Raw genomic sequence first — 26,331 nt, forward strand, 5'->3', positions numbered from 1 at the left:
GTATATATCCACCCCGTCCGGATTTTTCGAAGGGGGAGCGGCCCCCCCCCCCGGAACGGTGGAAGGGCGGGTCGGGGACAGCCCCGCAGGGCCCGCCTACACCCCCGCCGCCCGGACCGCCGCCACCGCCTTGCGGGCAGCGACCAGGACCGGGTCCCACACGGGAGAGAACGGCGGGGCGTAGCCCAGGTCCAGGGACACGACCTGCTCCACCGTCATACCGGCCGTCAAGGCCACCGCCGCGACGTCCACCCGCTTCGCGGCCCCCGCGCCGCCGACGATCTGGACCCCCAGGAGCCGGCCCGTCCGCCGCTCCGCCAGCATCTTGACCGTCATCTCCTCCGCCCCCGGGTAGTAGCCCGCCGTGTTCGTCGAGCGGATCGTCGAGGTCACGAAGCGCAGCCCGACCGCCAGCGCGTCGCGCTCGCGCAGCCCCGTACGGGCGATCTCCAGGTCGCAGACCTTGCTCACGGCCGTGCCGACCACGCCCGGGAAGGTCGCGTAGCCGCCGCCCACGCCCGAGCCGATGACCTGGCCGTGCTTGTTCGCGTGCGTGCCCAGCGCGATGTGCCGCGTGCGACCCGCCACCAGGTCCAGTACCTCCACGCAGTCGCCGCCCGACCAGATGTTCTCGTGCCCCCGGACCCGCATGGAGAGGTCGGTCAGCAGGCCGCCCGACTCGCCCAGCGGGAGGCCCGCCGCGCGGGCCAGTTCCGTGCGCGGCTCCACCCCGATGCCCAGGACCACCACGTCCGCCGGGTACTCGTCACCGGCCGCCGTGGCCACCGCGCAGGCCCGGCCCTCCTCGTCCTGGAGGATCTTCGTCACCTCGGCGCGGGCGACCGTACGGATCCCCATCCCGTTCATCGCGCTGTGCACCAGGCCGCCCATGTCCGGGTCCAGCGTGGACATCGGCTGCTCGCCCCGGTGCAGCACGGTGACCTCGAAGCCCCGCCCGACCAGTGCCTCCGCCATCTCCACGCCGATGTAGCCCGCGCCGACCACGACCGCCCTGCGGCCCCGGGCGCGTTCCAGGGTGTCCATCAGGCCCTGCCCGTCGTCCAGCGTCTGCACCCCGTGCACCCCCGCCGCGCCGATGCCGGGCAGCCGGGGCCGGACCGGCCGGGCGCCCGTCGCCAGGACGAGCTTGTCGTACTCCGTCCAGTACTCGGCGCCCGAATCCAGCTCGCGGGCGCGCACCCGCCGCCCCGGGACGTCGAGCTCCACCACCTCCGTGCGGGTCCGCAGATCGATGTCGCGTGCGCGGTGCTCCTGCGGGGTCCGGGCGATCAGCTCGTCCCGGCCGCCGACCTGCCCGCCGATCCAGTACGGGATCCCGCACGCGGAGTACGAGGTGAAGTGCCCCCGCTCGAACGCGACGATCTCCAGCTCCGCCGGGCCCTTGAGCCGACGGGCCTGTGACGCGGCGGACATGCCCGCCGCGTCGCCCCCGACCACCACCAGCCGTTCCGTGCCCTTCGCCATCCGCCCGTACCGCCTTCCCCGCCGCCCGCCGCTGTGGTTCGCGGGAACCACGCTACGGGGGAAGGGGTGTTCAGTCGCGGACGTCGCCCGGAGGATTCCCGGACGGGATGCCCGATGCGCCGGCCTGTGCCGGGATCCGCTGCGGGGCCACGCCGGTCTTCGGCTTCGCCGGCCGCCACTTGCGGTAGCGCCGGAAGCCGAGCAGCAGCGCCCCGCCCGTGAGCAGGAAGGGAGAGGCCGCCGCGAGCGCCATCAGCAGGATCTTGAGCAGGGCCGCGAAAGCGGACCAGCCACCGGAGAGCGCGTCCAGGAACCCCGGCTTGGCCTCCGGCTTCTTCGGCGCCGGCTTGGTGCCGGGTTCGGAGAAGGTGAGGGTGATCGTGCCGAGCGAGGTCTGGTCCTTCAGCGCCGTCTGCTGCGCGATCAGCGACTCCAGATCGGACTGGCGCTTGCTGAGTTCGGCCTCCAGGGAGACGACGTCGCCCAGCCCCGAGGCCTTCTCCATCATGTCGCGCACCCGGGCCACGCTCGCCTGCTGCGTCTTGACCCGGCTGTCCACGTCCGTGACCTTCTGCGTCACGTCCTGCGCCTCGACCTTGCGGTCGAGCAGTTTGCCGCTTCCCTCCATCGCGCCGAGCACCGCGTCGAACCGGTCCCCGGGCACCCGCAGGGTCACGGTCGAGGTCATCACCCCGTCGGGGCCGCGTTTGGTGCTCTCGCTGCCCACGTACCCGCCCGCGTTCTCCGCCGCCGTCCGGGCCCCGGCCGTCGCCTTCTGGGCGTCCGCCGTCTCCACGCTCAGGGTCGCCGTGCGGATGATCTGCGCGCGCACGGCCGGGGCCTGCGGCTGGCCCTTGTCGGCGGCGGGCCCCTCCGCGGCCGGGGCGGCCGCGCCGCCCTTCCCCGCGGCGGCGTCCTGCCGCGGAGCCGCCGCCGGCGCCCCCTTGTCCATCGCCTTGCCGTCCGAGGCGGCGCAGCCGGTGAGGGCGAGCGCCCCCGCCAGCGAGAGCGCGGCCAGGGCCGTCGCGGACCGCCGGCCGTACCGTGGTGCTCCGAGCCGTGGTGCTCCGAGCCGTGGTGCTCCGGGCCGTCTTGCGTACGGGGTGTGCATCGTCGAGTCCCCCCTGGGAGTGGCTGCGCGTCGGCTGCCGCACGGATGTCACGGATGTCACGGGTCTGACGTCCAGGGTCCCGCCGCGGGTTTCGCACGCGCGGTCCCGAGGTGATGCCGAAGCGGTCACGGTCAGGCCTCGGTGATCGGCCGGTGAGCGGTCTGAGACGATGTGTCCATGCACGAAGCGGACACGCGTACGGACGGACGTACGGAGCGAGGGACCGGCCGGACCGCACCGGCCGGTCACGTCCTCGTCATCGGCGGCGGCATCGCCGGCCTCGCGGCCGCCCACCGCCTGCTCGCCGACGGGGTCCGCGTCACCCTCCTGGAGGCCGGACCGCGCCTCGGCGGCAAGCTGCACGCCGGTGAACTGGCGGGCCTGCCCGTGGACCTCGGCGCCGAATCCGTGCTCGCCCGCCGCCCCGAAGCCCTGGAGCTGGCCCGCGCCGTGGGCCTCGGCGAGGCCCTGCAGCCGCCCGCCACCGCCACCGCGTACGTGTGGACCCGCGGCGAGCTGCGGCCCATGCCGCGCGGCCACGTCATGGGCGTCCCCGGCGACCTGGGCCCGCTCGCCGCGTCCGGGGTGATCTCCGCCGAGGGGCTCGCCCGGATCGGGGCCGAGGCCGCTCTGGCGCCCGCGGAGCTCGGCGAGGACGTGGCCATCGGCGAGTACGTGGCCGCCCGCTTCGGTCACGAGGTCGTCGACCGGCTCGTGGAACCGCTCCTCGGCGGGGTCTACGCGGGCAACGCCTACCGCATCTCGATGCGCGCCGCCGTGCCCCAGCTCTTCGAGGCCGCCCGTACGCACGCCTCACTGGGCGAGGGCGTACGGGAACTCCAGCGCCGGGCGGCCGAGTCGCAGCCCGGAGCGGCCGGTCCGGTGTTCTCCGGCATCGACGGGGGCATCGGGCGGCTCCCGCTCGCCGTCGCCGAGGCCTGCCGGGCGGCCGGAGCCCGGATCCTCCTCGACGCCCCCGCACGCGAGTTGACCCGTACCGCCACCGGCTGGCGCGTGGTCGCTGACACCCGGGACGGGTCCGAGGTCTTCGAGGCCGACGCGGTGGTCCTGGCCGTCCCGGCCGGGCCCGCCGCCCGGCTGCTGGCCGGGCCCGCGCCCGCGGCCGCCACGGGACTGCGCGAGGTCGAGTACGCCTCCATGGCGCTGGTCACGATGGCCTTCCGTCGCTCGGAGCTGCCCGCCGCGGTCACGGAGGGCGGCGCGAGCGGTTTCCTCGTACCCCCGGTGGACGGCCGGACGATCAAGGCGTCCACCTTCTCCAGCAACAAGTGGGCCTGGGCCGGGGCCGATCCGGAGCTGTTCCTGCTGCGCACCTCCGTCGGCCGCCACGGCGACGAGGCCGATCTGAAGCGCTCCGACGAGGAACTGGTCGAGGTCTCGCTCACCGATCTCGGCGCGGCCGTGGGCCTCGCGCCCGCCGCCCGCCCGGTCGCCTCCACGGTCACCCGCTGGGACGGCGGCCTGCCCCAGTACCCCGTCGGCCACCTGGACCGGGTGGCCCGGATCCGCGCCGCGGTGGCGGCGCTGCCGGGCCTCGCGGTGTGCGGTGCGCTGTACGACGGGGTCGGGATCCCGGCGTGCATCGCCAGTGCCGGCAAGGCCGCGGACGTGGTGATCGCCACGTTGGGGGCCGGTTGGGCACCCCTGGCACAGACCACTGATCAGCACACGGGACAATAGACACATGACTGCACCAGAGAAGATTCCCAACGCGGGGAAGAAGGCGAAGGACCTCAACGAGGTCATCCGCTACACCCTGTGGTCCGTCTTCAAGCTGAAGGACGTTCTGCCCGAGGACCGCGGCGGCTATGCCGACGAGGTCCAGGAACTGTTCGACCAGCTGGGCGCCAAGGACATCACCGTCCGCGGCACCTATGACGTCTCCGGCCTGCGCGCCGACGCCGACGTCATGATCTGGTGGCACGCGGAGACCTCCGACGAGCTGCAGACCGCGTACAACCTGTTCCGCCGCACCAAGCTGGGCCGTGCGCTGGAGCCGGTGTGGTCGAACATGGCCCTGCACCGCCCGGCCGAGTTCAACAAGTCGCACATCCCCGCCTTCCTGGCCGACGAGACCCCTCGCGACTACGTCAGCGTCTACCCCTTCGTGCGCAGCTACGACTGGTACCTGCTGCCCGACGAGGACCGTCGCCGCATGCTCAAGGACCACGGCATGATGGCCCGCGGCTACCCCGACGTGCGCGCCAACACCGTCGCCTCCTTCTCGCTGGGCGACTACGAGTGGCTGCTGGCCTTCGAGGCCGACGAGCTGTACCGCATCGTCGACCTCATGCGCCACCTGCGCGCCTCCGAGGCCCGGATGCACGTCCGCGAAGAGGTGCCCTTCTACACCGGGCGCCGCAAGTCCGTCGCCGATCTGGTGGCCGGACTCGCCTAGACCTCCCCTGGGGGGAAGGACCGGGAACCGCTGACCGCGGTTCGCCGGTGATCGGGAGGCCCTGCCCCCGAATCGACGCAGCCGGAGATCCCGCCCGGAAGTTCAGACGACTGGCGGCAGCAGTGCCCTGGGGTGCCCCCGGGTGCTCGCTGCCCGGTCGTCCAGCGACACCGGTGCGGGCTCCGGATGCGGCGCACACCCGACGCGCCACCCCGGGGTGGCGCCCGTCAGCAAGTACCGCTCCACGTGACGGTCCACGCAGTCATTGCGTCCGCCGACCACTCCGTGGGTGCCGGCCCCTTCTTCCGTCACCAGCGCCGCCCCGGCCCCGAGCCGCCGCTGGAGCTCCAGCGCGCCCGGGTACGGGGTCGCGCCGTCCCGCTCGGCCGCCACGACGAGCGTGCGGGGGAGCGCGGCGGCAGCCGGTCCGCCCACGTCCACCGGCCGCTGCCGTTCGCGCACCGGCCAGAAGGCGCAGGGCAGGTTCAGGAAGGCGTTGCCCCAGGTCTCGAACGGGGCCCTGCGCGCCAGTTCGGTGTTGTCGCGGTCCCAGGTCTCCCAGTCGGCGGGCCACGGGGCGTCGTTGCACAAGGTCGCCGTGTAGACCGCCGTCGCGTTCTCTCCCTCGGCGGAGGCCGCGGGGTCCGGGGCGGCGAGCGCGATCAGCGGGGACGGGTCGCCGCGCAGGAACGCCGACAGCGCCGCCGCCCGGTCCGGCCAGGCCTCGTCGTAGTAGGCGGCCTTGAGGTACGCGGAGTGCAGCTGCCCGGTGCCGACGACCCCGCCCGCCGGTTCGCGGGCCAGCGCGGCCCGGACGCGGTCGTAACCCGACTGCACGGCCTCGGGGGTGGTGCCGAGCCCGTACGAGGCGTGGTGGCTGGCCACCCAGGCACGGAAGTCGCCCCACCGGCGCTCGAAGGCGGGCCCCTGCGCCAGGTTGTTCCGGTACCAGATGCCGGCGGGATCGGGGTCGACGGCCGAGTCGAAGACCATCCGGCGGACGTGCGCGGGGTGGAGCGTGGCGTAGACGGCGCCCAGGTACGTGCCGTACGAGGCCCCCATGAAGTTCAGCTTGGCCTCGCCGAGCGCGGCGCGCAGCACGTGCAGGTCGCGGACGTTGTTCAGGGTCGTGTAGGACGCGAGCCGCTCCGGGCCGGTCCGCCGCGCGCAGCCCCGCGCGTAGCTCCGGGCGGCCGAGACGCGTTCCCGCTTCTCCGCGGGGCCCGGTACGGCGGACGGGGCCCGGGTCGGGGTACGGGCGTACTCCGCCGGATCCTGGCAGGACAGCGGGGGACCGGAGCGGCCGGTCCCGCGCGGGGCGTAGCCGACGAGGTCGTAGGCGGCCCCGACGCGCCGCCACTCGGGCAGGCCGGCGACGAGCGGGAAGAACATCCCGTTCCCGCCGGGCCCGCCGGGGTTGTACACGAGCGCCCCCTGCCGGGCCGCCGGGCCGGTGGCGCGGACCCGGCTGACGGTGATCCCGGTCTGCTCCCCGTCGGGCCGCGCGTAGTCGACCGGCACCCGCAGGGTGGCGCACCGCACGGCGGGGCCGAGCTCTTCGACGGCGGCGCAGGGCCCGAACTCCAGCGGGTGCCCGGCGGCGCGCCGCGCGACGAGCTCGGCGCCGGCCTCCTCGGCCGCGAGCAGGGCGGCGGCGGGCGGGGCGGCGGTGGGCGGGGCGGCGGTGGGGGTGGCGCCGGCCGGGCCGGCGCAGACTCCCGGTACCGACGCGGCCAGCACGACGGCGGCCAGCGCGACACGCATCCGCATGGCGGGTTCCTCGTCTCATCGGATGGTCCGATGAGATCCGGCGACAGGGCCCCTGTACAGGATCAGCGGCCCGTGTCGCGCTCAGTACCTCCTTTGCCGCGGCTCCCGCCCCCGCCTGCCGTATGCCAGCGCCGCCCGCAGCTCCGGTTCGCCGACCGCGCGCGGACCCCGTAGGGCCACCGCCGTGAGCGAGCCCCGCTCGCAGCGCTCGCGCGCCAGTTCCACGAGCAGCCGCTGACCGGCGGGCGAGGCCCACGGGGAGTGCGCGTGCCCCTCGGTACTGGCTATGGCCAGGCATCCGAGCGTCAGGATCAGCGGCAGCGAGAACCAGCACAGGATCGCCGTCGTCGTGGTCCCCGGGTCCGGCACGCACAGGGCGGCCGCCATCATGCCCACGACCAGCAAGGCGGCCTGCCGGACCGACCGGATCCCCTCGCCGACCCCCTGCTTGACCCCGGCGCGCAGCGCGAGGCCCGCGTCGCCCAGCCGGTCCGCGAGGGCCCGTACGGCGGGATCCTGTTCCGCGGCGGTCCGTACGGACACCACCTGCTCCTGCCCGTCGGGCCCGAACGCGCCGAGTACGGAGCGCTCGTGCGGATCGCGCCCGACCGGATCGAGCACGGTGGCCCAGCCGGTGTGCGCGAGCAGCAGCCGCCGCTGGCGCTGCATGGACAGCAGGGTCAGGTCGGCCACCCGCCGCGGGCCGCCGGCGAGGTACGCGGCCTCGTACAGGCTCAGTTCGCCGTGGTGGTGGCGGGTGTGACGGTGCGGTACGGCGGTCCCGTCGGCGGGCTCCGCGGCTTGATCGGCGGCTCTCAGGAGGCGGGTGCACGCGATCAGCGCTCCTGCCCAGGCCAAGAGGAGGAACAGGACCCAGAACATGCCCGCTTTCTACAAGACGTGGAAGGGCGGGGGATAGGGCCTTGCCGAGGTGTGAGCAGCTCGTGACGGGTCCGTGATGGATGATCAGGAACTGCTGGAGCAGCTGGAACCGGATGAACTGCCACAACTCGAACTGCTGGAGCAACTGGAACTGCTGCCCCCGCAACTGCTCCCGGAGGACCCGCAACTGTTCCCGGAGGAGCCGCAGCTCGACGCCGAGGACCCGCAGCTCGACCCGGAGGACCCGCAGCTCGATCCCGAGGAGCAGCCGCCGCCGCTCGACGACCCGCCACCGTCCGATCCCGCGCACCAGACCACCGGAATCATCTCGGCCCCGGACCCCCAGGCGCTCTCCGAGTTGCTGGAATGACCGGCGCCGCCGGAACCGCCCGAACGCGTACGGGCCTGGGCCGCCGCCAGCCGGGTCTCCCGGGCCGCCGGCACGAGCAGTCCGCGCAGATACGGATCGCGCAGTCCGCGCAGCCCGAACAGCGAGGTCTGCACGTACGGGCTCCGGTCGGCCCCGTGGTGGGCCCGGATGTCGCGCAGCGCCGCGGCCCCCGCCCGGGTGATCCGCTGCCGGGAGCGGAAGGCACCCCGGAGGCCCAGGACGATTCCGCCCAGCAGAACGGGAAACACCTCGACGATGAAGGGCAGGTGGAAGGATCCGGGCTCGGACGGGAGCACGAGAGCGACGAAGGTGAGCGGCAGGGACAGCATCAGCAGCACCCCGCACGCCACCGCCTGGACCACCCCGTGGCGGCCCTGCCCGCGCCGGCCGGCGGGCGGGGCGATCAGCCCGCGGGCGGCCAGCGCGTCGCCCGTCTCCTGGACGGCCGGATCGCGCATGGCGGCGTAGCGGATCTGGTATAGCCACCCCGAGGGGACGCCCTGGTGGGCCTGGAGGACGGCCCGCTCGGCGGGATCGGCGGCCCGCACCCCGGGCCGTACCTGGACGATGCCCGGCCCGCCGGCCACCATCCGGCCGTCGCAGAGCAGCGAGACGAGCGCGGCGTCGACCACCGCGCCGGGGCCGCCCGCCATGAACGCGGCCTCGGACAGGTCGTGCAGCCGGGGCGCCGGGCCGAGGGCGGACGGCCGCGACCGCCGCACGCTCCGCCGTAGGAGCAGGGTGGAGACGATGACCCCGGCCCAGACGGCGACGGCGATCCAGTCGAAGAGGTTCATGCGGCTCTCCCCGTCAGCGAGCGGGCCCAGCGCACGACGCGGCGCGGCGGCCGCGCCCCGGCGCGGTCCTGCCACCAGAGCGTGAGCCGGCGCCGGGCGGCGGGGTCGGCGGGCAGGTCCCGGATCAGCAGGTGCCCGGCGAAGTCCAGCGCGTCCCGCCGGTATCCGGCGGTCATGGGCCGGTGCCGGGCATAGCCGAGGAAGGCCTCCCGGTACGCGTCCTCGCCGCCCAGGATCCCGGGCAGCTCGGGAGCCAGCCTGGCCACGACCCCGGCCCGCTTGGCCGCGAGCGCCCGCGCCTGCACCCGTACCCGCTGCCCGTCGAACCCTTCGGGCACGGGCGTCCCGGCGACCAGCGCCGACAACAGCGCGGCCTGCCCGATCCCGACCCGCGTCCGGGCCTCGTCCAGCGACCCAGCCCCGCCGCACCCTCCAGCCCCGCCGCACCCTCCAGCCCCGCCGGCGTTTGAGGCGCGGGGTCCGGGGCGGAGCCCCGGGGAACGGAGGAAGGGCGGGTAGGGGACAGCCCCCGCAGGGCCGCCCAACACCCCCCGAATGGCGTCCAGCTCACCCGCCAACTCCACCCCGGAGGGAAAGTCGTCGTCCCGCTCCAGCAGCACGCCCATCGGCTCCACCCTGGAGCACAGCTCCGCGAGAACCTCCAGCACCACCCCCGGCACGGGATGCGCGTGCGTGTCGTGCCACACCCCGTCCCGCTCCACGCCCCCGGCGACATGCACGTACGCCAGCGCCTCCAGCGGGATCCCGTCCAGTACGGCCGCCGGGTCCTCCCCCCGGTTCACCCGGTTCGTGTGCAGGTTGGCCACGTCGATCAGCAGCCGCACCCCCGTCCGTTCCACCAGCTCGGTCAGGAACTGGCCCTCCGTGAGCTCCTCCCCGGGCCAGGACACCAGCGCGGCGATGTTCTCCAGCGCGAGCGGCACCGGCAGGGCGTCCTGCGCGATCCGCACGTTCTCGCACAGCACGCGCAGCGAGTCCCAGGTCCGGGCCACGGGCAGCAGGTGCCCGGCTTCGAGCGTCTGACCGGGCGCCGCCGAGGACGTCCGTACGAAGGCGATGTGCTCCGTGACCAGCGGCGCCCCCAGCGCCACCGCCCGCTCCGCGAGCGCGGCCAGCTTCGCCGGGTCCGGGCGGTCGGCGCCGCCGATCCCGAGCGAGACCCCGTGCGGCACCACGCGGACCCCGCGGTCGAGCAGCCGCAGCAGCGGGTCCGGCAGGTGGCCGGGACAGATGTTCTCGGCCACCACCTCGACCCAGTCCAGGCCCCCCAGCCCTTCCACGGCGTCCGCGATCTCCGGCCGCCAGCCGATGCCCACCCCCAGGTGTGCCATGGGCTTCATGTCCCCTCGCCCCCCTCATCGGTCTTTCTGCCGATGTCATGGCCCCGACGGAGTCGAGCCAACCGCCGGAGGGGACGTTCAGAGCAACATTTGAGGTTCCGGGCCGGGGCGAGCGGTCCTCAGAGCCGCCCGCGCAGCGCCGGATGGTCCGCGACCACCGTGCACGAACCCGGCGCGATCTCCGTGAACCCGGCGTCCCGGACCACCGGCAGCCCGCTCCCGGACAGCTCCGCCCACCGCTCGCGCGCCGCCGTCCGTACGGCCAGCCGGAAGCCGGCCTCCCGCCACTCGGCCCGCTCCGCCCCGGTCAGCTCCCACCACGCCAGCTGCGCCGCGTGTCCGGCCTGGGCCATCGCCTTGCCGGCGGACATGTCCAGGTCGGGGTTGAGCCACAGCACCGGCAGCCCGGCCTCCGCGGGACCGGCCGGTTCCGGGTCGTCCAGGTCGGTGCCCGACACCTGGAGCTTGGCGAGCTCCTTGGGCCAGCCGTCGAGCGGGACCGGCGGGAAGACCCGTACCTCCGACATGTCACCGTGCACGGTGACACCCGGCAGCGTTCCGGCCTTGCGCCACTCCGCCCCGCGCGCCCGGCGGACCACCTTGCGGATCCGCGCGTCCTGCCAGTCCCGGACCGCCTCGGCCCACTCGCCCTCGCCCGCCGAGCGTTCGTCCGTCAGCAGCACCAGCACCGCGCGGGCCGCCGTCTCCAGGGCGTCCGTGCGGGCCGGCGGCTCGGCCTTCTCGATCCGCACGACCAGCGGCAGCACGAACTGCGGGGCCTCGTCACGGGCGATCCGCTCCTGCCGGAACGGGCTGTCCGACCCGACGGCGGGTACGGGTACGGGGGTGTCCTCGGTGCTCATCCGGCCAAGTCTGCCAGCCTCCGCTTTCAGGAGGATGCCCAGGCCCCGGGCTCCCAGGTGTGGCTCCGCCGCCTGAGTAGGCTCGTGGGCATGGACCAGATGGCACAGCAGAGCACGCCGGACACCTCGTACTGCCCCGCCCCCGCGGCCCCCGCCGGGCGGGTGGCCGGGCCGCCGTACGCCGACTGCCTGGAGTGTGGCAAGCCCACCGAGTACGGGGTCGCGACACCGGGCGTGGTGCTGTGCCCGGTGTGCGAATGGCAGGACGCGCAGCGCACGGCCTGCTCCGGCTGACAGCGCGGGTTCCGGGTTTCCGGTCTCCGGGTCACTTCCCGATGAGCTCGGACACCTTCACGAAGCGGTAGCCGCGCTTGCGCAGCTCCGGGACGATCTTCCGGATGGCCTCCTCGGTGACCGGGGCCGCGCTGCGCGTGCAGTGCATCACCACGACCGAGCCGGGCTTCACCCCGGACAGGACCTGCTCGGCCACCGCGTCCGGATCCTTCGCGAAGGCGTCCCCGCTGACCACGTCCCACTGGACGGCCGTCACCTTGGCCGTGGAGATGGCGCGCAGCGCCTGGTCGTCGTAGCAGCCGCCGGGGAAGCGGAAGTACGGGACGGTGTTGACCGCCCCCGCCTTGCGGAACGCGTCGAAGGCCCGGTCCACGTCGGCCCGCGCGGCGGCCTCGTCGAGGGTGGGAAGCCCGTAGCAGGGGGACTTGAAGGCGTGGTGGCTGTAGGAGTGGTTCGCGATCTCGAAGTTCGGATCGGTGCCGATGGACTTCGCCTGGTCCGGGTACTCCTCGGCCCAGCGCCCCGTCATGAAGATGGTCGAGGGCACCTTGAGCGTGCGCAGCGTGGAGATCAGCTGAGGATTGTCGAAGTGTTCGCCCTTCGCCGCGCGCGGCCCCTGGTCGGAGGTCATGTCGGCGTCGAAGGTCAGCGCCACCGTCTTGTCGGTGTGCTGCTTCGCACGCTCGAAGACGGGGGTCAGGCCGTTCGGGCCGGGCGCCATGGTCGGGACCTTGCCCGGAGCCCCGGCCTGCGGGGTGCCCGGCTGGCCGCTCTGGGGACTCGGGGAGCCCGCCTGCGGGGAGGCGGACCCGGAGGGGGACGCGGAGGTGCCCATACGGGCCTGGCTGCCGGCACTCGACGCGCCGGTGCCGCCCCCGCAAGCGGCGAGGGCGGCACTGAGAGCTGCGACGGCCGCGACGGCGGCCGCCTTACGCACTGAGATGGTCACATACGCAAAATATCTGACTATGTGGCAAGCAGACGCGCACGGCACTCCTCCACGTCGAAGTCACCCTTCGGGTACTGCGGCGCGAGGCCTTCCAAGTGCTCCAGGAGCAGCTTGCTGATCGCCCAGTTGCGGTACCACTTGCGGTCCGCGGGGACGACGTACCAGGGCGCGGCGTCCGTGGAGCAGCGCTCCAGGGCCAGCTCGTAGGCCTGCTGGTACGCCGGCCAGACGGCGCGCTCCTCGATGTCGCCCGCGTTGAACTTCCAGTGCTTCTCGGGGTTGTCGAGCCGCTCCAGGAGCCGCTTGCGCTGCTCCTCGTAGCTGATGTGGAGGAAGACCTTCACGACGGTCACCCCGTCATCGGCGAGGGACTTCTCGAACCGGTTGATCTGCGCGTAGCGGCGGCCCAGCTGACTGCGCGGCACCAGCTCGCGGACGCGGGCGATGAGGACGTCCTCGTAGTGCGAACGGTCGAAGATGCCGATCTCGCCGGGCTGGGGGAGCGCCTTCATGACGCGCCAGAGGAAGGGGTGGTTCTGCTCCTCGGGCGTGGGGGCCTTGAAGGCCTTGATCCGGCAGCCGGAGGGGTTGAACAGGCCGATCACGTGCTTGACCGTGCCGCCCTTGCCGCTGGTGTCCATGCCCTGGAGCACGAGGAGGACCCGGCGGCGCTCACCGGCGGTGCTGGCGGCGTAGAGCCGCTCCTGGAGGTCGGCGAGCCGTTCGGCCATCTGGGCGGTGGCCGCCACGCCGGCCGCCTTGTCGGTGGGACCGCCCGGGGTGGCGCCCGGGTGGAAGGCGCCGAGGTCGACGCGCTCGCCGGAGGGGATACGGAGCAGGGGGGCCAGCGGGGTGCCGGAGCCCGCGCCGTGGCCGCCGGTCCCGCGGGCGCCCTTGGGGGCCTTGGGGCTCTCGGCGGAGATCCGGAGCAGCTCGCGGAGGGAGACGGGCTTGGGCTTGGTCTTGGGCTTTGAGTCGGCTTTGGGGTCGGGCTTGGGGTCGGGGGCCTTCTCGGCCTTGGCGGGCTTGGCCGGCTTGGTTTCCTTGGCCGCCTTTTCCCGCTTCTCGGCCTTCGCCGCCTTCTCGGTCTTCGCCGCCTTCTTCCCGGCCTTCTCCGGCTTCCCGCTGTCCTTCTTGGCCACTGCTGTCTACCTCAATCCCGTCGACTCCATACGATTTTCCGACACATCGGATGGAGTCGCGAGGTGGCGAAAGACCGGGCCGGCCGGGCCGGAAGGCGGTACCCGGTCATTGCCATGGGCCCGTCACCGCGAAGGTGGTCCCGGGTGCGTACGCGTTGACGTACATCGTCCGGGCGTCGGGGGAGAAGGTGACGCCCGCGAACTCCCCCCACTCCGGTGCCCCCGGCTTGCCGATGTCCTGCGCGTTGCGGGCCATCGGGTAGACCTCGCCGCCCGGGGTCACGCCGAAGACGTACTGCGCGCCGCCGCCGTCCTCGCACACCATCAGGCCGCCGTCCGGGGCCAGGCAGATGTTGTCCGGGGAGTCGCCGGGCAGCTGGATGTCGGTGGCCGGGCCGAAGAGCACGTCCAGGCGGAGCCGGGCGCGCAGCGGATCGTAGAACCAGACCTGCCCGTGGTGCTCGGCGGGGGAGCCCTCGCGGGTGCGGGAGTAGCTGGAGACGAAGTACACGCCGGTGCCGCCCCAGTAGCAGCCCTCCAGCTTCTGCGCGTGGGTGATCCCGCCGGGGCCGAAGTCCTGGAGCCGGATCGGGGTCCCGGACGCGGACGGATCCGGTACGGGGACCCACTCCACCGGGAACTCGGCCCCGGTCCGGTCCGCCACCGCCAGGTTCGCCAGTCCGGGGACGCGCATGGCCTCCAGCGCGCCGCCCGCGCGCAGCGAGCCGGGGCCGCCGAGGGGGCGGGCGGGCAGGAAGCGGTAGAAGAGCCCGAAGGGTTCGACGAAGGCGTCCTCGGTCTCGTAGACCACCCCCAGGTACGGGTCCACGGCGACGGCCTCGTGTGCGAAGCGGCCCATCGCGGTGAGCGGGACGGCGCCGGAGCGGCGGGGGTCGGCCGGGTCGACCTCGAAGACGTAGCCGTGGTCGCGGCCGTATCCGGAGGTGCCCGCCCGGTCCTCGGTCTCCTCGCAGGAGAGCCAGGTGTTCCAGGGGGTACGGCCGCCCGCGCAGTTGACGGCCGTACCGGCGAGCGCGACCCGCTCCGCGAGGACCCGGCCGTCCGGGCCGAGTTCGAGGAGGGTGCAGCCGCCGAGGGCGTACGGGTCGTACGTGAGCCCGTCGACGAGGGGGACCCGGAGGGCGGCCGTGGTCCGGTTCTCGTGGTTGCGCACGAGCCGGACGCCGCCGTCCGAGGCCGCGAAGGCGGCCATGCCGTCGCAGTTGGCGGGGACGGTGCCCTCGCCGGAGCGCAGCGGATCCCCGGCGCGGGAGAGCACCCGGTAGGTGAACCCGGCGGGCAGGTCGAGCAGTCCGGCGGGATCGCGCACGAGGGGGCCGTAGTCCCGGGCCGCGGGGCGGGGGGCCGCGGTGGCTCCGGCGGCCGGGGCGAAGAGCGCGCCGAGCGCTCCGCTGAAGGCGACGGAGCCGGCGGCGAGCAGGCTGCGCCGGCTGAGGGACGTCGGCGGGGTGGCGGGCCCGGGCGGGGGCGCGGGCACGGGTGGCGTCGGCGGCATCGGCAACTCCAGGCGGCGCGGCGGCGTTCGAAGGCCCCGTGGTACCACGCCGTCCCGCCGCCCGCGCTCCGCCGCGCGGGGCCGTCCCCCGGCCGGGCCCGGTGAACGGCCCGGCCAGGAGGAACGGCCAGGGGGAACGGTCAGACCAGCTCGGCGCTGAGGGTGATCGTCGTGCCCGTCAGGGCCTGGCTGACCGGGCAGTTCTTCTTGGCGTCCTCGGCGGCCGCCGCGAAGCCCTCCGCGTCCAGGCCCGGGACCTCGGCGCGCACGGTCAGGTGGATGCCCGTGATGCCCTCGCCCGGCTGGAAGGTCACATCGGCCTTGGTCTCCACGCGGGTGGGAGGCGTACCGGCGCCGTCCAGGCCGTGCGAGAGGGCCATCGAGTAGCAGCTGGAGTGCGCGGCGGCGATCAGCTCTTCGGGGCTGGTCTTGCCGTTCGCGGCCTCGGCGCGCGAGGGCCAGGAGACCTCGAACTCGCCCTGGCCGGAGGAGTCGAGGGAGACGACGCCGGAACCCTTGAGCAGGTTGCCCTGCCAGACGGTGTGGGAAGAACGCGTGGTGGCCATGGTGGTTCCCTTCACGAAGGCTGGTATGGCCGGGCCGTAGAGACGGTCCGGCGTCCCCAAACCTACTGGGACACCAGGGGCTTCGCGTCGCGCGCCAGCGCGGTGAGCCGTGAGATGGCCCGGAAGTACTTCTTGCGGTAGCCGCCGTTCAGCATTTCTTCACTGAAGAGCTTGTCGAAGGGCGAGCCGGACGCCAGGACCGGTATCTCCCGGTCGTACAGGCGGTCGGCGAGGACCACGAGGCGCAGCGCCGTCGACTGGTCGGGCACCGGGCCGACGTCGGTGAGGCAGACGGCCGTGATGCCCTCGGTCAGGGCGCCGTAGCGGCTGGGGTGCACCCGTGCGAGGTGGTCGAGGAGGCCGGGGAAGTCGTCGAGGCTGGCCCCCTCGGTGGCGTACGCGGCCTTGGCCACCTGCTCGTCGGAGAACGGCGACGGGGCTTCGGGCAGGCCCCGGTGGCGGTAGTCCTGGCCGTCGATGCGCAGCGGCCGGAAGTGCGCGGAGAGCCCCTGGATCTCCCGGAGGAAGTCGGCGGAGGCGAAGCGGCCCTCGCCGAGCTTGCCGGGCAGGGTGTTCGAGGTGGCGGCCAGCGCCACGCCCTGGTCGACCAGCCGGCTGAGCAGGGAGGAGACGAGGACGGTGTCGCCCGGGTCGTCGAGCTCGAACTCGTCGATGCACAGGAGACGGTGCCCGCCGAGGGTCTGCACGGTCTGCTGGAAGCCGAGCGCGCCGACGAGGTTGGTCAGCTCCACGAAGGTGCCGAAGGCCTTGAGCGCGGGCTCGGCCGGGGTGGCGTGCCAGAGGGAGGCGAGCAGGTGGGTCTTGCCGACCCCGTAGCCGCCGTCGAGGTAGACCCCGCGCGGGGCGCTGACGGCGGTGTTCTTAGGGGTCCTGGAGAACCAGCGCCGCTTTCCCGCCCCCGTGGCGTGGGCGCCGCCCAGGCCCGAGGCGAAGCCGGCGAGGACCGTGACGGCCTCGGCCTGGCTCGGCTGGGCCGGATCCGGGTTGTAGGTGTCGAAGCGCACCGAGTCGAAACGCGGGGGCGGCACCATCTCGGCCACCAGCCGTTCGGCGGGCACCCGGGGCTCACGGGCGCACAGGGCCTGCGGGCCGGCGTCGGCTATCGGAGGCCGCCCGGAGGCCGGTGCTGAGGGCGAGAGTGATGTTGACACAGCTCTTAACTCTACGGGGCGTGGCACACTGCACCGATGCGACGCCTGTTCCCTGTGACCGATCAGACATCAGCAGACCAGACCGACCGGGAGTGGTCGCTGGACGAGCTCGCGGAGGCCTACGCGTATCCCGCGATCGGCCCGGACGGCCACTGGCTGAGGGCCAACATGGTGTCCAGCCTCGACGGCGCGGCCCAGCACGAGGGGCGCTCGCAGCCGATCTCCGGTGAGACCGACATGCGGATCTTCGGCACCCTGCGGGCGCTGGCCGATGTGGTGGTCGTCGGCGCGGAAACGGTTCGCCAGGAGGGCTACCGCCCCGCACGGGCCCGGGAGGCCTTCGCCGCCCGTCGCAGCGCCGCCGGCCAGGGCCCCGCGGCCGCCATCGCCGTGGTCACCGCCGGCCTGGACCTGGACTTCTCGCTGCCCCTCTTCACCTCCCCGCTCGTGCCCACCCTGGTGGTCACCGGGGCCGCCGCCCCCGCGGACCGGGTGGCCGCGGCCGTTGCGGCCGGGGCCGAGGTGGTGGTGGCCGGCGACGGGACCGGAGTGGACCCGGGCCGGGTGGTACGGGAGCTCGCGGCCCGGGGGCTGCGCCGCCAGCTCACCGAGGGCGGTCCCCGGCTGCTGGGCCAGTTCGTGGCCGCCGACGCGCTGGACGAGCTGTGCCTGACGATCGCGCCGGTGCTCACGGCGGGTGACGCCCAGCGGATCTCCGGCGGGCCTTCCGTCACGGTTCCGCACCGGCTCGCGCCGGCCTGCCTCCTGGAAGAGGCCGGGTTTCTCTTCACGCGTTACCGTCGGATCTGACCCCGTAGCGGAATTTGTTGTTCCGCTTCGCTTCCGCTGGGCACATAAGTGGGCAGGTATAGCCGTGCAGGCCCCGTGTGACAGCGGGGCAGGATGGTTTCCGCAGGGGCCGGCCGACCGGCCTCGGCACACGAAGGAGAGGGCGTCCGTGTTCACGAGCGTATTGATGATCGAGCAGCCGCTGACCCCGGTCGACGTGGACTTCGTCACCACCCTCCACGGAGACGAAGCGGTCTCCTTTGTCGTCCTCATGCAGCCCCGCGGCGACCGGGACCGGCTGCTGCGCGCCATCGACGACGTAGCGCTCGGTGAGCTCACCGAGGCCATCCACGAAGGCGCCGAACCGGAGGGCGAGGCCGCCCGCGGACCGGCGGAGCAGGCCCTCGAAATCTCCCTGGAGTCCCTGCGCAAGAAGGGCGCCAAGGCCGTCGGACAGATCATCGAGGACCACCCGCTCGACAAGCTCCAGGCCGTCGTGGACGAGACCGGCGCCGACGAGGTGATCGTCCTGACCGCCCCGCACTACGTGGAGGAGTTCTTCCACCGGGACTGGGCCTCGCGGGCGCGCCACAAGGTCGGCGTTCCGGTGCTCAAGCTCTTCGCCCACAGCGAATAGGGTGGAGGCGGCCGGATCCTCGCGTCCGGCTGTCCGCACGCACTCGATCCTGGAGCTACCTGAATGAAGCCCGGCCTGCCGACCGCCATGGAACGGCCCCACTTCATCGGCATCGGCGGAGCCGGCATGTCCGGCATCGCGAAGATCCTCGCGCAGCGCGGCGCGAAGGTGGCCGGCAGCGACTCGCGTGACTCCGAGACCGCCCGGGCGCTGCGCGCCCACGGCGCCACGGTCCACATCGGGCACGCCGCCGGCCACCTCGCCGACGACGCCAGCTGCGTGGTCGTCTCCAGCGCCATCCGCGCCGACAACCCGGAGCTGGCCCGCGCCGCCGAGCTCGGCATCCCCGTCGTGCACCGCTCCGACGCCCTGGCCGGCCTGATGGACGGCCTGCGATCGATCGCCGTCGCCGGTACCCACGGCAAGACCACCACCACCTCGATGCTGGCGGTGTCCCTGTCGGCGCTGGGCCTGGACCCCTCGTACGCCATCGGCGGCGACCTGGACGCCCCCGGCTCCAACGCCCACCACGGCGAGGGCGACATCTTCGTGGCCGAGGCGGACGAGAGCGACCGCAGCTTCCACAAGTACTCCCCGCAGGTCGCGATCATCCTCAACGCGGAGCTCGACCACCACGCGAACTACGCGTCGATGGAGGAGATCTACGAGTCCTTCGAGACCTTCGTCGGCCGGATCGCCCCCGGGGGCACCCTGGTCATCGCCGAGGGCCAGGCCGGCGCCGCCGAGATCACCGAGCGGGTCAGCGGCAGGTACGACATCGAGGTGGTCACGTACGGCGAGGGCGAGAGCGCCGACGTCCGGATCCTCAAAGTCACCCCGCGCGGCCTGACCAGCGACGTCACCGTGGCCCTGCCCAGCGGCAAGATGCTGACCTTCACCGTCTCCGTGCCCGGCCGCCACTACGCGCACAACGCCGTCGCGGCCCTCGCCGCCGGCGTCGCGCTCGGCCTCGCACCGCACAACCTCGCCTCCGCCCTCGGCAAGTACACCGGGGTCAAGCGCCGCCTCCAGCTCAAGGGCGAGGCGGCCGGCGTTCAGGTCATCGACTCCTACGCGCACCACCCCACGGAGATGACCGCCGACCTGGAGGCCATCCGCGGCGCCGCCGGGGACTCCCGCATCCTGGTCGTCTTCCAGCCCCACCTCTTCTCGCGCACCCAGGAGCTCGGCAAGGAGATGGGCCGGGCCCTGGCCCTCGCCGACGCCTCCGTGGTCCTCGACATCTACCCCGCCCGCGAGGACCCGGTCCCCGGGGTCACGAGCGAGATCATCATCGACGCCGCCCGGTCGGCGGGCGCCGACGTCACCCCCGAGCACGACAAGGACGCCGTCGCCGACGTCATCGCGGGAATGGCCAAGCCCGGCGATCTCGTTCTCACCATGGGTGCGGGCGACGTCACGGACCTGGGGCCGGCCATCTTGGCCCGTCTGTCGAACTGACGGCTCTGGGAAGAGCGGGAAAGCGGGAGATCAGTCATGTCGTACGAGGTAGAGAAGACGGACGAGCAGTGGCAGGCGGAGCTGACCCCGTCCGAGTACCAGGTGCTGCGCCTCGCCGGCACGGAGCCCGCCTTCCGCGGTGAGTACACGGACACCAAGACGGAGGGCGTCTACTCCTGCCGCGGCTGCGGCGCCGAGCTGTTCCGTTCCACGGAGAAGTTCGAGTCGCACTGCGGCTGGCCGTCCTTCTACGACCCCAAGGACTCCGAGGCGGTCGAACTGAAGGCGGACGTCGCCCACGGCATGGTCCGCACCGAGGTCCTCTGCGCGAAGTGCGGCTCCCACCTGGGCCACGTCTTCGAGGGCGAGGGCTACCCGACCCCGACCGACCAGCGCTACTGCATCAACAGCATCTCCCTGCGCCTGACCCCCTCAGGTTCCTGACCCCCGTGTTGTACGGTCCCGCCCCTTGGGAGCGGGGCCGTACGCGGGACCTCACCGCCTGCGTGAAGGTGGCACGGCGCCGGCGATGACGTCCTTCCCGAGGTGCTCCTTGACGAGGTAGACCAGCTCGGCGCCTTCGATGAGCTGCAGCCGCCCGTGCGAAGCGGCGAAGGTGTGGCTCGCGCGGCCGAACCAGGACGTGGTGATCAGAACCCCCTTGGCCGCCCGATTGTGCTCCACGAGACCGGCCAGGGCGTGGACGGATTCGACGTTCACGATCTTCGTGTAGCGCTTGGCCTGGATGATGCACTCGCCGTTGAAGACCGGATCCTTACTGATGGCGACGGCGTCCACACCGTCGTCCTTGGACGCCTGGGTAACCCAGGACTCCAAGCCGATGGCTTCGTAGAGCTGGCGTACCAGATGCTCGAACTCTGTCGGCGTGAGCTGGGTGAGCACCGGTCGGCTGTCGAGCCCGGCAACCACGTCCATGCTGACATCGGTCAACCGGTATTTAGTCAGATCGAATTCGACGATGGGCCGGACCGGCTCCAGTTCGTACGGATTCGGGGAAACGCGCGCGTTCAGATGCTTGAGGCAGGCCGTCGCGTCCACTTGGCTCAACCTCAGCCCGGTGAACTGGTCACGATCCGTGCCGAGTGTGACGAGGCAGGGTGAGACCTCCTGGCCGGTGGCCCGGTCCACCGTCGTGACGTGGCCGTTGAGCACCACGCTCTCCACGATGCCGTCCTGGTCGGCGGCGAAGATCTCGTACACGGTGCGTAGGGCGACCTGGGCGAGTGCTGAGGCGTAGAGCTCCTTGCGTTCCTTCTCCGGCCGGGGCTGTGCCTTCAGTTCATCGCGCGACTTCACATACGAGTAGCTGCGTGCGAGGGGGACCACCGCTTCCGTGGGAAGCTGGATCTCGACCAGGACGCTGCCGTCGGCGGGCCTGAACGCGACCCGGTGATGCGAGGGGAAACCCCGCGGGTAGCGGACGGCATTGAGCACTCGGGTGACGAACCACTCCACGCTCTCGGGCTCACCGCCCAGGAAGGCGGACCGTCGACGTTCCAGTTTCTCGTTGAACTCCCTGACAGCATACGCTTCTTGATCCTGCGCCGCTCGGTGCTCGGCCCTCTTGCGGTCGAGCGTCCTCCGATACTCGTCTTCGGCCTGGCGGTGGATCTCTTCGGCCTCGGCGAACCGCGCCCGCTCCGCAGCGACCTGCTGCTCGAATCGGCGTCGGCCTCCGAAGAGCCCGGCGAGCGCTCCTGGCTCCCGCGGAGCGAACTCCTCCCACTTCGGCCCGGGCCCGGGCCCCGGCCACCGGCCGGTGTCGAAGCGCTTGGGGTGGTGCACACGGCGCAGCCCGTCGAAGGAGACAGCCGGTTCGGAGTCCAGAGCGGTACGCAGAAGCTGCCGGAGGGCGTCGGCCTCCTGCTCGACAGAGAGGCTGTGGTCGGAGGCGAGCTGCATCTGACGGGCCGTGTATTCCTGCTGCCGGGCGCGTTCCTGACGTTTGTGCTCAGCCTCGACCGCCCGTTGCTGACGCTCGAGTTCGCGTTGTCTGCGCTGTTGTTCACGCTGAGCGGCTACCCGCTGCCGCTCCATCTCCTGGTACCAGCCGCCCCGACGCTGTGCCATCGGCCCTCCCCCTGTGCTCCTTCAGCTAATCGATCTTACGTGGAGTGACCTTCGCCCACCGTCCGTTTCGCGCGGATGGTGGGCCCGAGGCGAGAAGAACGTTTTGGGGCATGAACCGCACGCCGAGGGCTTCCGTTCTCCAGGTGTACGGCCCAGTGTCACGAAAGCAATGCCGACCGGTACCCCGGGGCCGCTGTTCTTGGGGCGCCCCCAGGCACACCCTCCCCGTCTCCCCCCCCCAGAGGTCGTCGACACCATGGCAGAACTGAACCGCCGCAGGTTCCTGCAGATCGCGGGCGGCACGGCCGCCGCCGCGATGCTCAACGAGAGCATCGCGCGCGCCGCCGCCATTCCGGCGCAGGGCAGCACCGGAACCATCCAGGACATCGAGCACATCGTCGTCCTCATGCAGGAGAACCGGTCCTTCGACCAGTACTTCGGCACGATGAAGGGCGTGCGCGGCTACGGTGACCCGCGGCCGGTCCTCCAGGACAACGGCAAGTCCGTCTTCTACCAGTCCAACGGGACGAAGGACATCCTCCCCTTCAACCCGCAGGTCAACGACCTCGGCATGCAGTTCGTCGAGGGCCTCAACCACGACTGGGCCGGCGGCCACCAGGCGTACAACAACGGCAAGTACGACAAGTGGGTGCCGGCCAAGACCGCCACGACCATGTCGTACATGACGCGCAACGACATCCCGTTCCACTACGCGCTGGCCGACGCCTTCACCGTCTGCGACTCCTACCACTGCTCCTTCATCGGTGCCACCGACCCCAACCGCTACTACATGTGGACGGGTTACACGGGCAACGACGGCGTGGGCGGCGGCCCGGTCCTCGGCAACCAGGAGGCCGGCTACGGCTGGAAGACCTACCCCGAGCGCCTGGAGTCGGCCGGGGTCTCCTGGAAGATCTACCAGGACATCGGCGACGGCCTGAACGCGGCCGGAGGCTGGGGCTGGATCAGCGACGCCTTCCGCGGCAACTACGGCGACAACTCGCTGCTGTACTTCAACAGCTACCGCAACGCCCAGCCCGGCAGCGCCCTCTACGAGAAGGCCCGTACGGGCACCAACGCCAAGGCGGGCGAGGGCTACTTCGACAAGCTGCGCGCGGACGTCGTGGGCGGCACCCTGCCGCAGGTCTCCTGGATAGCGGCGCCGGAGGCGTTCAGCGAGCACCCGAACTGGCCCACCAACTTCGGCGCCTGGTACATCTCGCAGGTGCTCGACGCGCTGACCGCCAACCCCGACGTGTGGGCGAAGACGGCCTTCCTCATCACCTACGACGAGAACGACGGCTTCTTCGACCACGTCGTGCCGCCGTACCCGCCGGCCTCCTCGGCGTGGGGCCTGTCGACCGCCGACGTCTCCAAGGACCTGTTCGCGGGCAACGCGAGCTACGCGGCCGGTCCGTACGGGCTCGGCCCGCGCGTCCCGATGATCGTGGTCTCCCCGTGGAGCAAGGGCGGCTACGTCAACTCCGAGACCTTCGACCACACCTCGGTCATCCGCTTCATCGAGAAGCGGTTCGGCGTGCAGGAGCCCAACATCTCGCCGTGGCGCCGCGCGGTGTGCGGTGACCTGACCTCGGCCTTCGACTTCTCCAAGGCCGACGCCACGCCCGCCGCCCTGCCCTCCACGGCGGCGTACGTCCCGGCGGACCACAACACCCACGCCTCCTACCACCCGGTCCCGCCGACCACCGGCACCCTGCCCAAGCAGGAGGCGGGCGGCAAGCCGACCCGCCCGCTGGGCTACGTCCCCTACGTGGACGGCAAGGCCACGGTCTCCACGGGCAAGTTCACCCTGACCTTCTCCTCGGGTCCCTCCCTCGGCGCCCACTTCCACAGCACCTCGGGCAACCGTACGGACGGCCCGTGGCCCTACACGGTCGAGGCGGGCAAGACCCTCGCGGACACCTGGAGCACGAGCAGCTCCACCGGCAACCAGATCAACCTCACGGTCTGGGGCCCGAACGGATTCCTGCGCACCTGGAAGGGCCCGGCGAAGAAGGCCGGCCCCGAGGTCACGGCCCGCCACGACGGGACCACCGGCAACCTGGTCCTGTCCCTGACCAACGGCGGCACGGCCGCGGTCAACCTCACGGTGACCAACGCCTACGGCGGCTCGGCGCAGATCCTGCGGGTCGCGGCGGGCGCCACCGTCCCCTGCACGGTGTCCCTGACGGCCACGTCCCGCTGGTACGACGTCAGCGTCGTCTCCGACGCGGACACCACCTTCCTCCGCCGCTTCGCGGGCCACGTCGAAACGGGTGCGACGGGCGTCTCGGACCCGGCGATCAAGACCGTCTGACGCGGTAGTCCGGTACGGGGCCAGTACGCGCCGCAGCCACCGTCTTCAGGACCGTGAGGTCCCGGGGACGGTGGCTGCGGGCGTATCGGATCAGGGGGCCGCGGGTGTGATCGTAGGCCCGGTGGGCAGACGTACGGCGTTGGTTTCCCATACCCCGTCACCGAGGGAGAACGCATGGCCATCGCCCACCGCAGGATCGGCACCGGTCCCGTCCGGGTCATCGTGCTGCACGACTGGTTCGGCACCTCCGCCAACTGGGGCTCCGTGCTGGACTACCTGGACCCGCGCGAGTTCTCGTACGCCTTCCTCGACTACCGGGGCTACGGCGACCGCCGGGACGTCCCCGGCCGCCACACCCTCGGCGAGATCGCCGACGACGTCCTCGCGCTCGCCGACGAGCTCGGCTGGGACACCTTCTCCCTGCTCGGCCACTCCATGGGCGGCAAGGCCGCCCAGCAGGTCCTCGTCCGCGCGCCCGAACGCATCGAGAAGCTGGCCGGGATCAACCCGGTCCCCGCCGGCCCGTACGAGATGGACGACGCGACCCACGCCCTGTTCTACGGAGCCGCCGAGCAGCCGGAGAACCGCCGCGCCATCCTCGACCTCGTCACCGGCCACCGGGCGAGCCCGTACTGGCTGGAGCGGATGGTCGAGCACTCCCTGAGCGTCTCCCGGCCGGAGGCCTTCGCCGGGTACCTCGCGAGCTGGCAGCCGCTCGACCTGTCCGCCGCCGTGAAGGGCAGCACCGTCCCGGTGCTGCTCCTCGTGGGGGAGTACGACCTCGCGCTCACCGCCGACGTCATGCGGGCCACCTGGCAGGTCTGGTACCCGAACTGCCGGATCCACCCCCTCCCCGGCGCGGGCCACTACCCGCCGCACGAGACCCCGGTGGCCTTCGCCACCGCCCTGGAGGAGTTCCTCCGCAGTTAGCGCTACGAGCGGGCGTGCGACTTCGGCAGCAGGCGGTCGATCAGGGCCAGCGCTATGGCCGACACGATGAAGGCCAGGTGCACGATGACCTGCCACATCGTCTGCTGCCACGCCCAGTCGTCGCCGGAGATCTCGATGAACGACTTCAGGAGGTGGATCGAGGAGATGCCGATGATGGCGGTCGCCAGCTTCACCTTCAGCACGTTCGCGTTGACGTGGCTGAGCCACTCCGGCTCGTCGGGGTGGTCCTTGAGGTTCACCCGCGCGACGAAGGTCTCGTAGCCGCCGACGATCACCATCAGCAGCAGGTTGGCGACCATCACCACGTCCACCAGGCCCAGGACCATCAGCATGGTCTTGGTCTCGGTGAGACTGCCGATGTCGCTCACCAGGTGCGTCACGTCCTTGAGGAAGATCCACACGTAGACCATCTGGGCCACGATCAGGCCCAGGTACAGCGGCAGCTGGAGCCAGCGGCTCAGGAACATCGCGGTGCCGATGCGGTGCCCGACGGTCGTGGGCCGGGGAGCGGGGGCCGGCCCGGGGGCCGGCCCGGGCACGGTGGGGCGGACGGGGGTCGCGGGAGGCGCGGTCTGCATGTTCGGCACGTTCGGCTCTCGTCGGCAGGTCACAGGACCCTTCCACCGTGCCCCGGGCACGGGTCCGAAGGCCTCGGCCGAAGGTACGGAAGCCCCGCCCGGCCTCCATCGATCGGACTACCCCGGGGGGCCTACGGGGCCTACGGGCCTACGCGCCCCGGCGGCCCCTGCGGCGGCGCAGCAGCATGCCGACCCCCGCGCCGGCCAGGGCGGTCACGGCCACACCGGCCACCGTCCACCAGGCGGCACCACCCTTCGCGGCGGCGGCGGCGGGCTCGGGCGAGGGGGCGGGTGTCGGCGCGGCGGGCGACGGCGCGGCGGTGGACGGCGCGGGGTCCGCCACGGGTACGCCCACTTCGCGTTCGCCGTGCCCCAGGGCCGGGAACCCGACGTCCACGCTCACCTTCCAGGACCCGGGCGGCAGGATCTCGACGGTGTGCCACCCGGCGGGCGGCGCGGCCGGATCGCGGATCAGGGGCCAGGGGCCGAGCGTACGGGTGCCGTCGCCGCTGACCGCGTTCACGGTGGCGGCGACCGCGGAGGTGACGGCCTCCCCGTCGTTCTCCCAGGTGACCTCGGCCGTGACGTGGCCGGCGCGCTCGCCGGTGACCACCACCTTCACGGTGTCGCCGTGGGCGTGGGCCGCGGCGGGGGACAGCAGGACCAGCCCGAGTGCGCCCAGGGAGGCCAGGGCGGCCGGGAAAGCGGTTCGTACGCGCATCGTCGCAGTGCTCCGGGGTGGGTGGGATGGAGTGAGGGGCCGGCGGACGGCCGCGGGTCGCGGCCTG

Annotated in this window: 24 protein-coding genes; 9 read left to right on the top strand and 15 right to left on the bottom strand. The window is 72.6% G+C overall.

Annotated features, from left to right (window positions below):
* Positions 1 to 96 precede the first annotated feature (96 nt).
* Positions 97 to 1,485 (bottom strand): FAD-dependent oxidoreductase, encoded by a 1,389-nt coding sequence (locus tag ACFXDJ_RS33235; protein ID WP_384663156.1) that lies wholly within the window; start codon positions 1,483 to 1,485, stop codon positions 97 to 99.
* A gap of 70 nt (positions 1,486 to 1,555) precedes the next feature.
* The gene (locus ACFXDJ_RS33240) at positions 1,556 to 2,596 is read right to left on the bottom strand and encodes a DUF4349 domain-containing protein (protein ID WP_384663158.1); all 1,041 of its coding nucleotides are present in this window, start codon (positions 2,594 to 2,596) and stop codon (positions 1,556 to 1,558) included.
* A gap of 178 nt (positions 2,597 to 2,774) precedes the next feature.
* Here ACFXDJ_RS33240 and hemG point away from each other — a divergent pair, with 178 nt between their 5' ends.
* On the top strand, positions 2,775 to 4,298 hold the full coding sequence (gene hemG, locus ACFXDJ_RS33245) for a protoporphyrinogen oxidase (RefSeq protein ID WP_384663160.1): 1,524 nt from the start codon (positions 2,775 to 2,777) through the stop codon (positions 4,296 to 4,298).
* Positions 4,299 to 4,302: 4 nt separating this feature from the next.
* Positions 4,303 to 5,016 (top strand): hydrogen peroxide-dependent heme synthase, encoded by a 714-nt coding sequence (gene hemQ, locus ACFXDJ_RS33250; RefSeq protein WP_384663161.1) that lies wholly within the window; start codon positions 4,303 to 4,305, stop codon positions 5,014 to 5,016.
* Positions 5,017 to 5,118: 102 nt separating this feature from the next.
* Here hemQ and ACFXDJ_RS33255 read toward each other — a convergent pair whose 3' ends face one another.
* The 5 genes from ACFXDJ_RS33255 to ACFXDJ_RS33275 all read right to left on the bottom strand — a co-directional run bounded on the left by ACFXDJ_RS33255 (position 5,119) and on the right by ACFXDJ_RS33275 (position 11,080).
* On the bottom strand, positions 5,119 to 6,780 hold the full coding sequence (locus ACFXDJ_RS33255; protein ID WP_384851149.1) for an alpha/beta hydrolase: 1,662 nt from the start codon (positions 6,778 to 6,780) through the stop codon (positions 5,119 to 5,121).
* 87 nt (positions 6,781 to 6,867) lie between these two features.
* The gene (locus ACFXDJ_RS33260; protein ID WP_384651887.1) at positions 6,868 to 7,668 is read right to left on the bottom strand and encodes a TIGR04222 domain-containing membrane protein; all 801 of its coding nucleotides are present in this window, start codon (positions 7,666 to 7,668) and stop codon (positions 6,868 to 6,870) included.
* Positions 7,669 to 7,752: 84 nt separating this feature from the next.
* Positions 7,753 to 8,856 (bottom strand): TIGR04222 domain-containing membrane protein, encoded by a 1,104-nt coding sequence (locus tag ACFXDJ_RS33265; protein WP_384651889.1) that lies wholly within the window; start codon positions 8,854 to 8,856, stop codon positions 7,753 to 7,755.
* Positions 8,853 to 10,217 carry a DUF692 domain-containing protein gene (locus tag ACFXDJ_RS33270; RefSeq protein WP_384651891.1) on the bottom strand — a complete coding sequence of 455 codons (1,365 nt, stop codon included), beginning with the start codon at positions 10,215 to 10,217 and terminating at the stop codon, positions 8,853 to 8,855. The genes ACFXDJ_RS33265 and ACFXDJ_RS33270 overlap by 4 nt, the downstream gene beginning before the upstream one ends.
* Before the next feature lie 119 nt (positions 10,218 to 10,336).
* Positions 10,337 to 11,080 (bottom strand): aminoacyl-tRNA hydrolase, encoded by a 744-nt coding sequence (locus ACFXDJ_RS33275; protein ID WP_384651893.1) that lies wholly within the window; start codon positions 11,078 to 11,080, stop codon positions 10,337 to 10,339.
* A gap of 90 nt (positions 11,081 to 11,170) precedes the next feature.
* On the opposite strand from ACFXDJ_RS33275, the gene ACFXDJ_RS33280 reads away from it, so the two are divergent.
* Positions 11,171 to 11,374, top strand: coding sequence for a hypothetical protein (locus ACFXDJ_RS33280; protein ID WP_384651895.1), 204 nt, complete (start codon positions 11,171 to 11,173; stop codon positions 11,372 to 11,374).
* A gap of 31 nt (positions 11,375 to 11,405) precedes the next feature.
* Here ACFXDJ_RS33280 and ACFXDJ_RS33285 read toward each other — a convergent pair whose 3' ends face one another.
* From ACFXDJ_RS33285 to zapE, 5 genes are all read right to left on the bottom strand, one after another.
* Entirely contained in the window at positions 11,406 to 12,323 is a 918-nt protein-coding gene (locus ACFXDJ_RS33285) for a polysaccharide deacetylase family protein (protein ID WP_384651897.1), read from the bottom strand.
* Positions 12,324 to 12,340: 17 nt separating this feature from the next.
* On the bottom strand, positions 12,341 to 13,246 hold the full coding sequence (locus ACFXDJ_RS33290) for a polyphosphate kinase 2 family protein (RefSeq protein ID WP_384651919.1): 906 nt from the start codon (positions 13,244 to 13,246) through the stop codon (positions 12,341 to 12,343).
* A gap of 325 nt (positions 13,247 to 13,571) precedes the next feature.
* A complete protein-coding gene (locus ACFXDJ_RS33295) occupies positions 13,572 to 14,981 on the bottom strand; it encodes an alkaline phosphatase PhoX (RefSeq protein WP_384651899.1) in 1,410 nt (469 codons plus the stop codon).
* Positions 14,982 to 15,121: 140 nt separating this feature from the next.
* Positions 15,122 to 15,547: an OsmC family protein gene (locus tag ACFXDJ_RS33300; protein ID WP_384651901.1), complete on the bottom strand. Its 426-nt coding sequence runs from the start codon at positions 15,545 to 15,547 to the stop codon at positions 15,122 to 15,124.
* Between the two features lie 62 nt (positions 15,548 to 15,609).
* Positions 15,610 to 16,671, bottom strand: a complete 1,062-nt coding sequence (gene zapE / locus ACFXDJ_RS33305; protein ID WP_384651921.1) for a cell division protein ZapE — start codon at positions 16,669 to 16,671, stop codon at positions 15,610 to 15,612.
* 84 nt (positions 16,672 to 16,755) lie between these two features.
* On the opposite strand from zapE, the gene ACFXDJ_RS33310 reads away from it, so the two are divergent.
* The 4 genes from ACFXDJ_RS33310 to msrB all read left to right on the top strand — a co-directional run bounded on the left by ACFXDJ_RS33310 (position 16,756) and on the right by msrB (position 20,050).
* Positions 16,756 to 17,529, top strand: coding sequence for a pyrimidine reductase family protein (locus ACFXDJ_RS33310; protein ID WP_384651903.1), 774 nt, complete (start codon positions 16,756 to 16,758; stop codon positions 17,527 to 17,529).
* Positions 17,530 to 17,677: 148 nt separating this feature from the next.
* A complete protein-coding gene (locus ACFXDJ_RS33315; RefSeq protein WP_384651905.1) occupies positions 17,678 to 18,145 on the top strand; it encodes an indole-3-glycerol phosphate synthase in 468 nt (155 codons plus the stop codon).
* A gap of 63 nt (positions 18,146 to 18,208) precedes the next feature.
* Positions 18,209 to 19,606 carry a UDP-N-acetylmuramate--L-alanine ligase gene (gene murC, locus ACFXDJ_RS33320; RefSeq protein WP_384651906.1) on the top strand — a complete coding sequence of 466 codons (1,398 nt, stop codon included), beginning with the start codon at positions 18,209 to 18,211 and terminating at the stop codon, positions 19,604 to 19,606.
* A 36-nt stretch (positions 19,607 to 19,642) separates the two neighbouring features.
* Positions 19,643 to 20,050 (top strand): peptide-methionine (R)-S-oxide reductase MsrB, encoded by a 408-nt coding sequence (gene msrB, locus ACFXDJ_RS33325; protein WP_384651908.1) that lies wholly within the window; start codon positions 19,643 to 19,645, stop codon positions 20,048 to 20,050.
* Between the two features lie 51 nt (positions 20,051 to 20,101).
* Here msrB and ACFXDJ_RS33330 read toward each other — a convergent pair whose 3' ends face one another.
* Positions 20,102 to 21,697, bottom strand: a complete 1,596-nt coding sequence (locus ACFXDJ_RS33330; protein WP_384651910.1) for a restriction endonuclease — start codon at positions 21,695 to 21,697, stop codon at positions 20,102 to 20,104.
* A gap of 256 nt (positions 21,698 to 21,953) precedes the next feature.
* Between ACFXDJ_RS33330 and ACFXDJ_RS33335 the strand changes: the two genes are divergently transcribed.
* Positions 21,954 to 24,014 (top strand): phosphocholine-specific phospholipase C, encoded by a 2,061-nt coding sequence (locus ACFXDJ_RS33335; protein WP_384651912.1) that lies wholly within the window; start codon positions 21,954 to 21,956, stop codon positions 24,012 to 24,014.
* Between the two features lie 174 nt (positions 24,015 to 24,188).
* Positions 24,189 to 24,944, top strand: coding sequence for an alpha/beta fold hydrolase (locus ACFXDJ_RS33340; protein WP_384651914.1), 756 nt, complete (start codon positions 24,189 to 24,191; stop codon positions 24,942 to 24,944).
* Between the two features lie 2 nt (positions 24,945 to 24,946).
* Here ACFXDJ_RS33340 and ACFXDJ_RS33345 read toward each other — a convergent pair whose 3' ends face one another.
* Positions 24,947 to 25,543 (bottom strand): TIGR00645 family protein, encoded by a 597-nt coding sequence (locus ACFXDJ_RS33345; RefSeq protein WP_384651916.1) that lies wholly within the window; start codon positions 25,541 to 25,543, stop codon positions 24,947 to 24,949.
* Positions 25,544 to 25,691: 148 nt separating this feature from the next.
* The gene (locus ACFXDJ_RS33350) at positions 25,692 to 26,264 is read right to left on the bottom strand and encodes a hypothetical protein (protein WP_384851143.1); all 573 of its coding nucleotides are present in this window, start codon (positions 26,262 to 26,264) and stop codon (positions 25,692 to 25,694) included.
* Positions 26,265 to 26,331 lie beyond the last annotated feature (67 nt).

The organism is Streptomyces sp. NPDC059443, from assembly GCF_042750105.1.
In the GTDB taxonomy this organism is placed as follows: Bacteria; Actinomycetota; Actinomycetes; order Streptomycetales; family Streptomycetaceae; genus Streptomyces.

Bases quoted from the DNA above. Each gene is read 5' to 3' on its own strand.
- ACFXDJ_RS33310 (WP_384651903.1), top strand. From the start codon at position 16,756: ATGCGACGCCTGTTCCCTGTGACCGATCAGACATCAGCAGACCAGACC.
- ACFXDJ_RS33280 (WP_384651895.1), top strand. From the start codon at position 11,171: ATGGACCAGATGGCACAGCAGAGCACGCCGGACACCTCGTACTGCCCC.
- ACFXDJ_RS33260 (WP_384651887.1), bottom strand. From the start codon at position 7,668: ATGTTCTGGGTCCTGTTCCTCCTCTTGGCCTGGGCAGGAGCGCTGATC.
- ACFXDJ_RS33335 (WP_384651912.1), top strand. From the start codon at position 21,954: ATGGCAGAACTGAACCGCCGCAGGTTCCTGCAGATCGCGGGCGGCACG.
- ACFXDJ_RS33270 (WP_384651891.1), bottom strand. From the start codon at position 10,217: ATGAAGCCCATGGCACACCTGGGGGTGGGCATCGGCTGGCGGCCGGAG.
- msrB (WP_384651908.1), top strand. From the start codon at position 19,643: ATGTCGTACGAGGTAGAGAAGACGGACGAGCAGTGGCAGGCGGAGCTG.
- ACFXDJ_RS33295 (WP_384651899.1), bottom strand. From the start codon at position 14,981: ATGCCGCCGACGCCACCCGTGCCCGCGCCCCCGCCCGGGCCCGCCACC.
- ACFXDJ_RS33300 (WP_384651901.1), bottom strand. From the start codon at position 15,547: ATGGCCACCACGCGTTCTTCCCACACCGTCTGGCAGGGCAACCTGCTC.
- ACFXDJ_RS33255 (WP_384851149.1), bottom strand. From the start codon at position 6,780: ATGCGTGTCGCGCTGGCCGCCGTCGTGCTGGCCGCGTCGGTACCGGGA.
- ACFXDJ_RS33330 (WP_384651910.1), bottom strand. From the start codon at position 21,697: ATGGCACAGCGTCGGGGCGGCTGGTACCAGGAGATGGAGCGGCAGCGG.
- ACFXDJ_RS33345 (WP_384651916.1), bottom strand. From the start codon at position 25,543: ATGCAGACCGCGCCTCCCGCGACCCCCGTCCGCCCCACCGTGCCCGGG.
- murC (WP_384651906.1), top strand. From the start codon at position 18,209: ATGAAGCCCGGCCTGCCGACCGCCATGGAACGGCCCCACTTCATCGGC.
- ACFXDJ_RS33275 (WP_384651893.1), bottom strand. From the start codon at position 11,080: ATGAGCACCGAGGACACCCCCGTACCCGTACCCGCCGTCGGGTCGGAC.
- ACFXDJ_RS33265 (WP_384651889.1), bottom strand. From the start codon at position 8,856: ATGAACCTCTTCGACTGGATCGCCGTCGCCGTCTGGGCCGGGGTCATC.
- hemG (WP_384663160.1), top strand. From the start codon at position 2,775: ATGCACGAAGCGGACACGCGTACGGACGGACGTACGGAGCGAGGGACC.
- ACFXDJ_RS33235 (WP_384663156.1), bottom strand. From the start codon at position 1,485: ATGGCGAAGGGCACGGAACGGCTGGTGGTGGTCGGGGGCGACGCGGCG.
- ACFXDJ_RS33350 (WP_384851143.1), bottom strand. From the start codon at position 26,264: ATGCGCGTACGAACCGCTTTCCCGGCCGCCCTGGCCTCCCTGGGCGCA.
- hemQ (WP_384663161.1), top strand. From the start codon at position 4,303: ATGACTGCACCAGAGAAGATTCCCAACGCGGGGAAGAAGGCGAAGGAC.
- ACFXDJ_RS33240 (WP_384663158.1), bottom strand. From the start codon at position 2,596: ATGCACACCCCGTACGCAAGACGGCCCGGAGCACCACGGCTCGGAGCA.
- ACFXDJ_RS33340 (WP_384651914.1), top strand. From the start codon at position 24,189: ATGGCCATCGCCCACCGCAGGATCGGCACCGGTCCCGTCCGGGTCATC.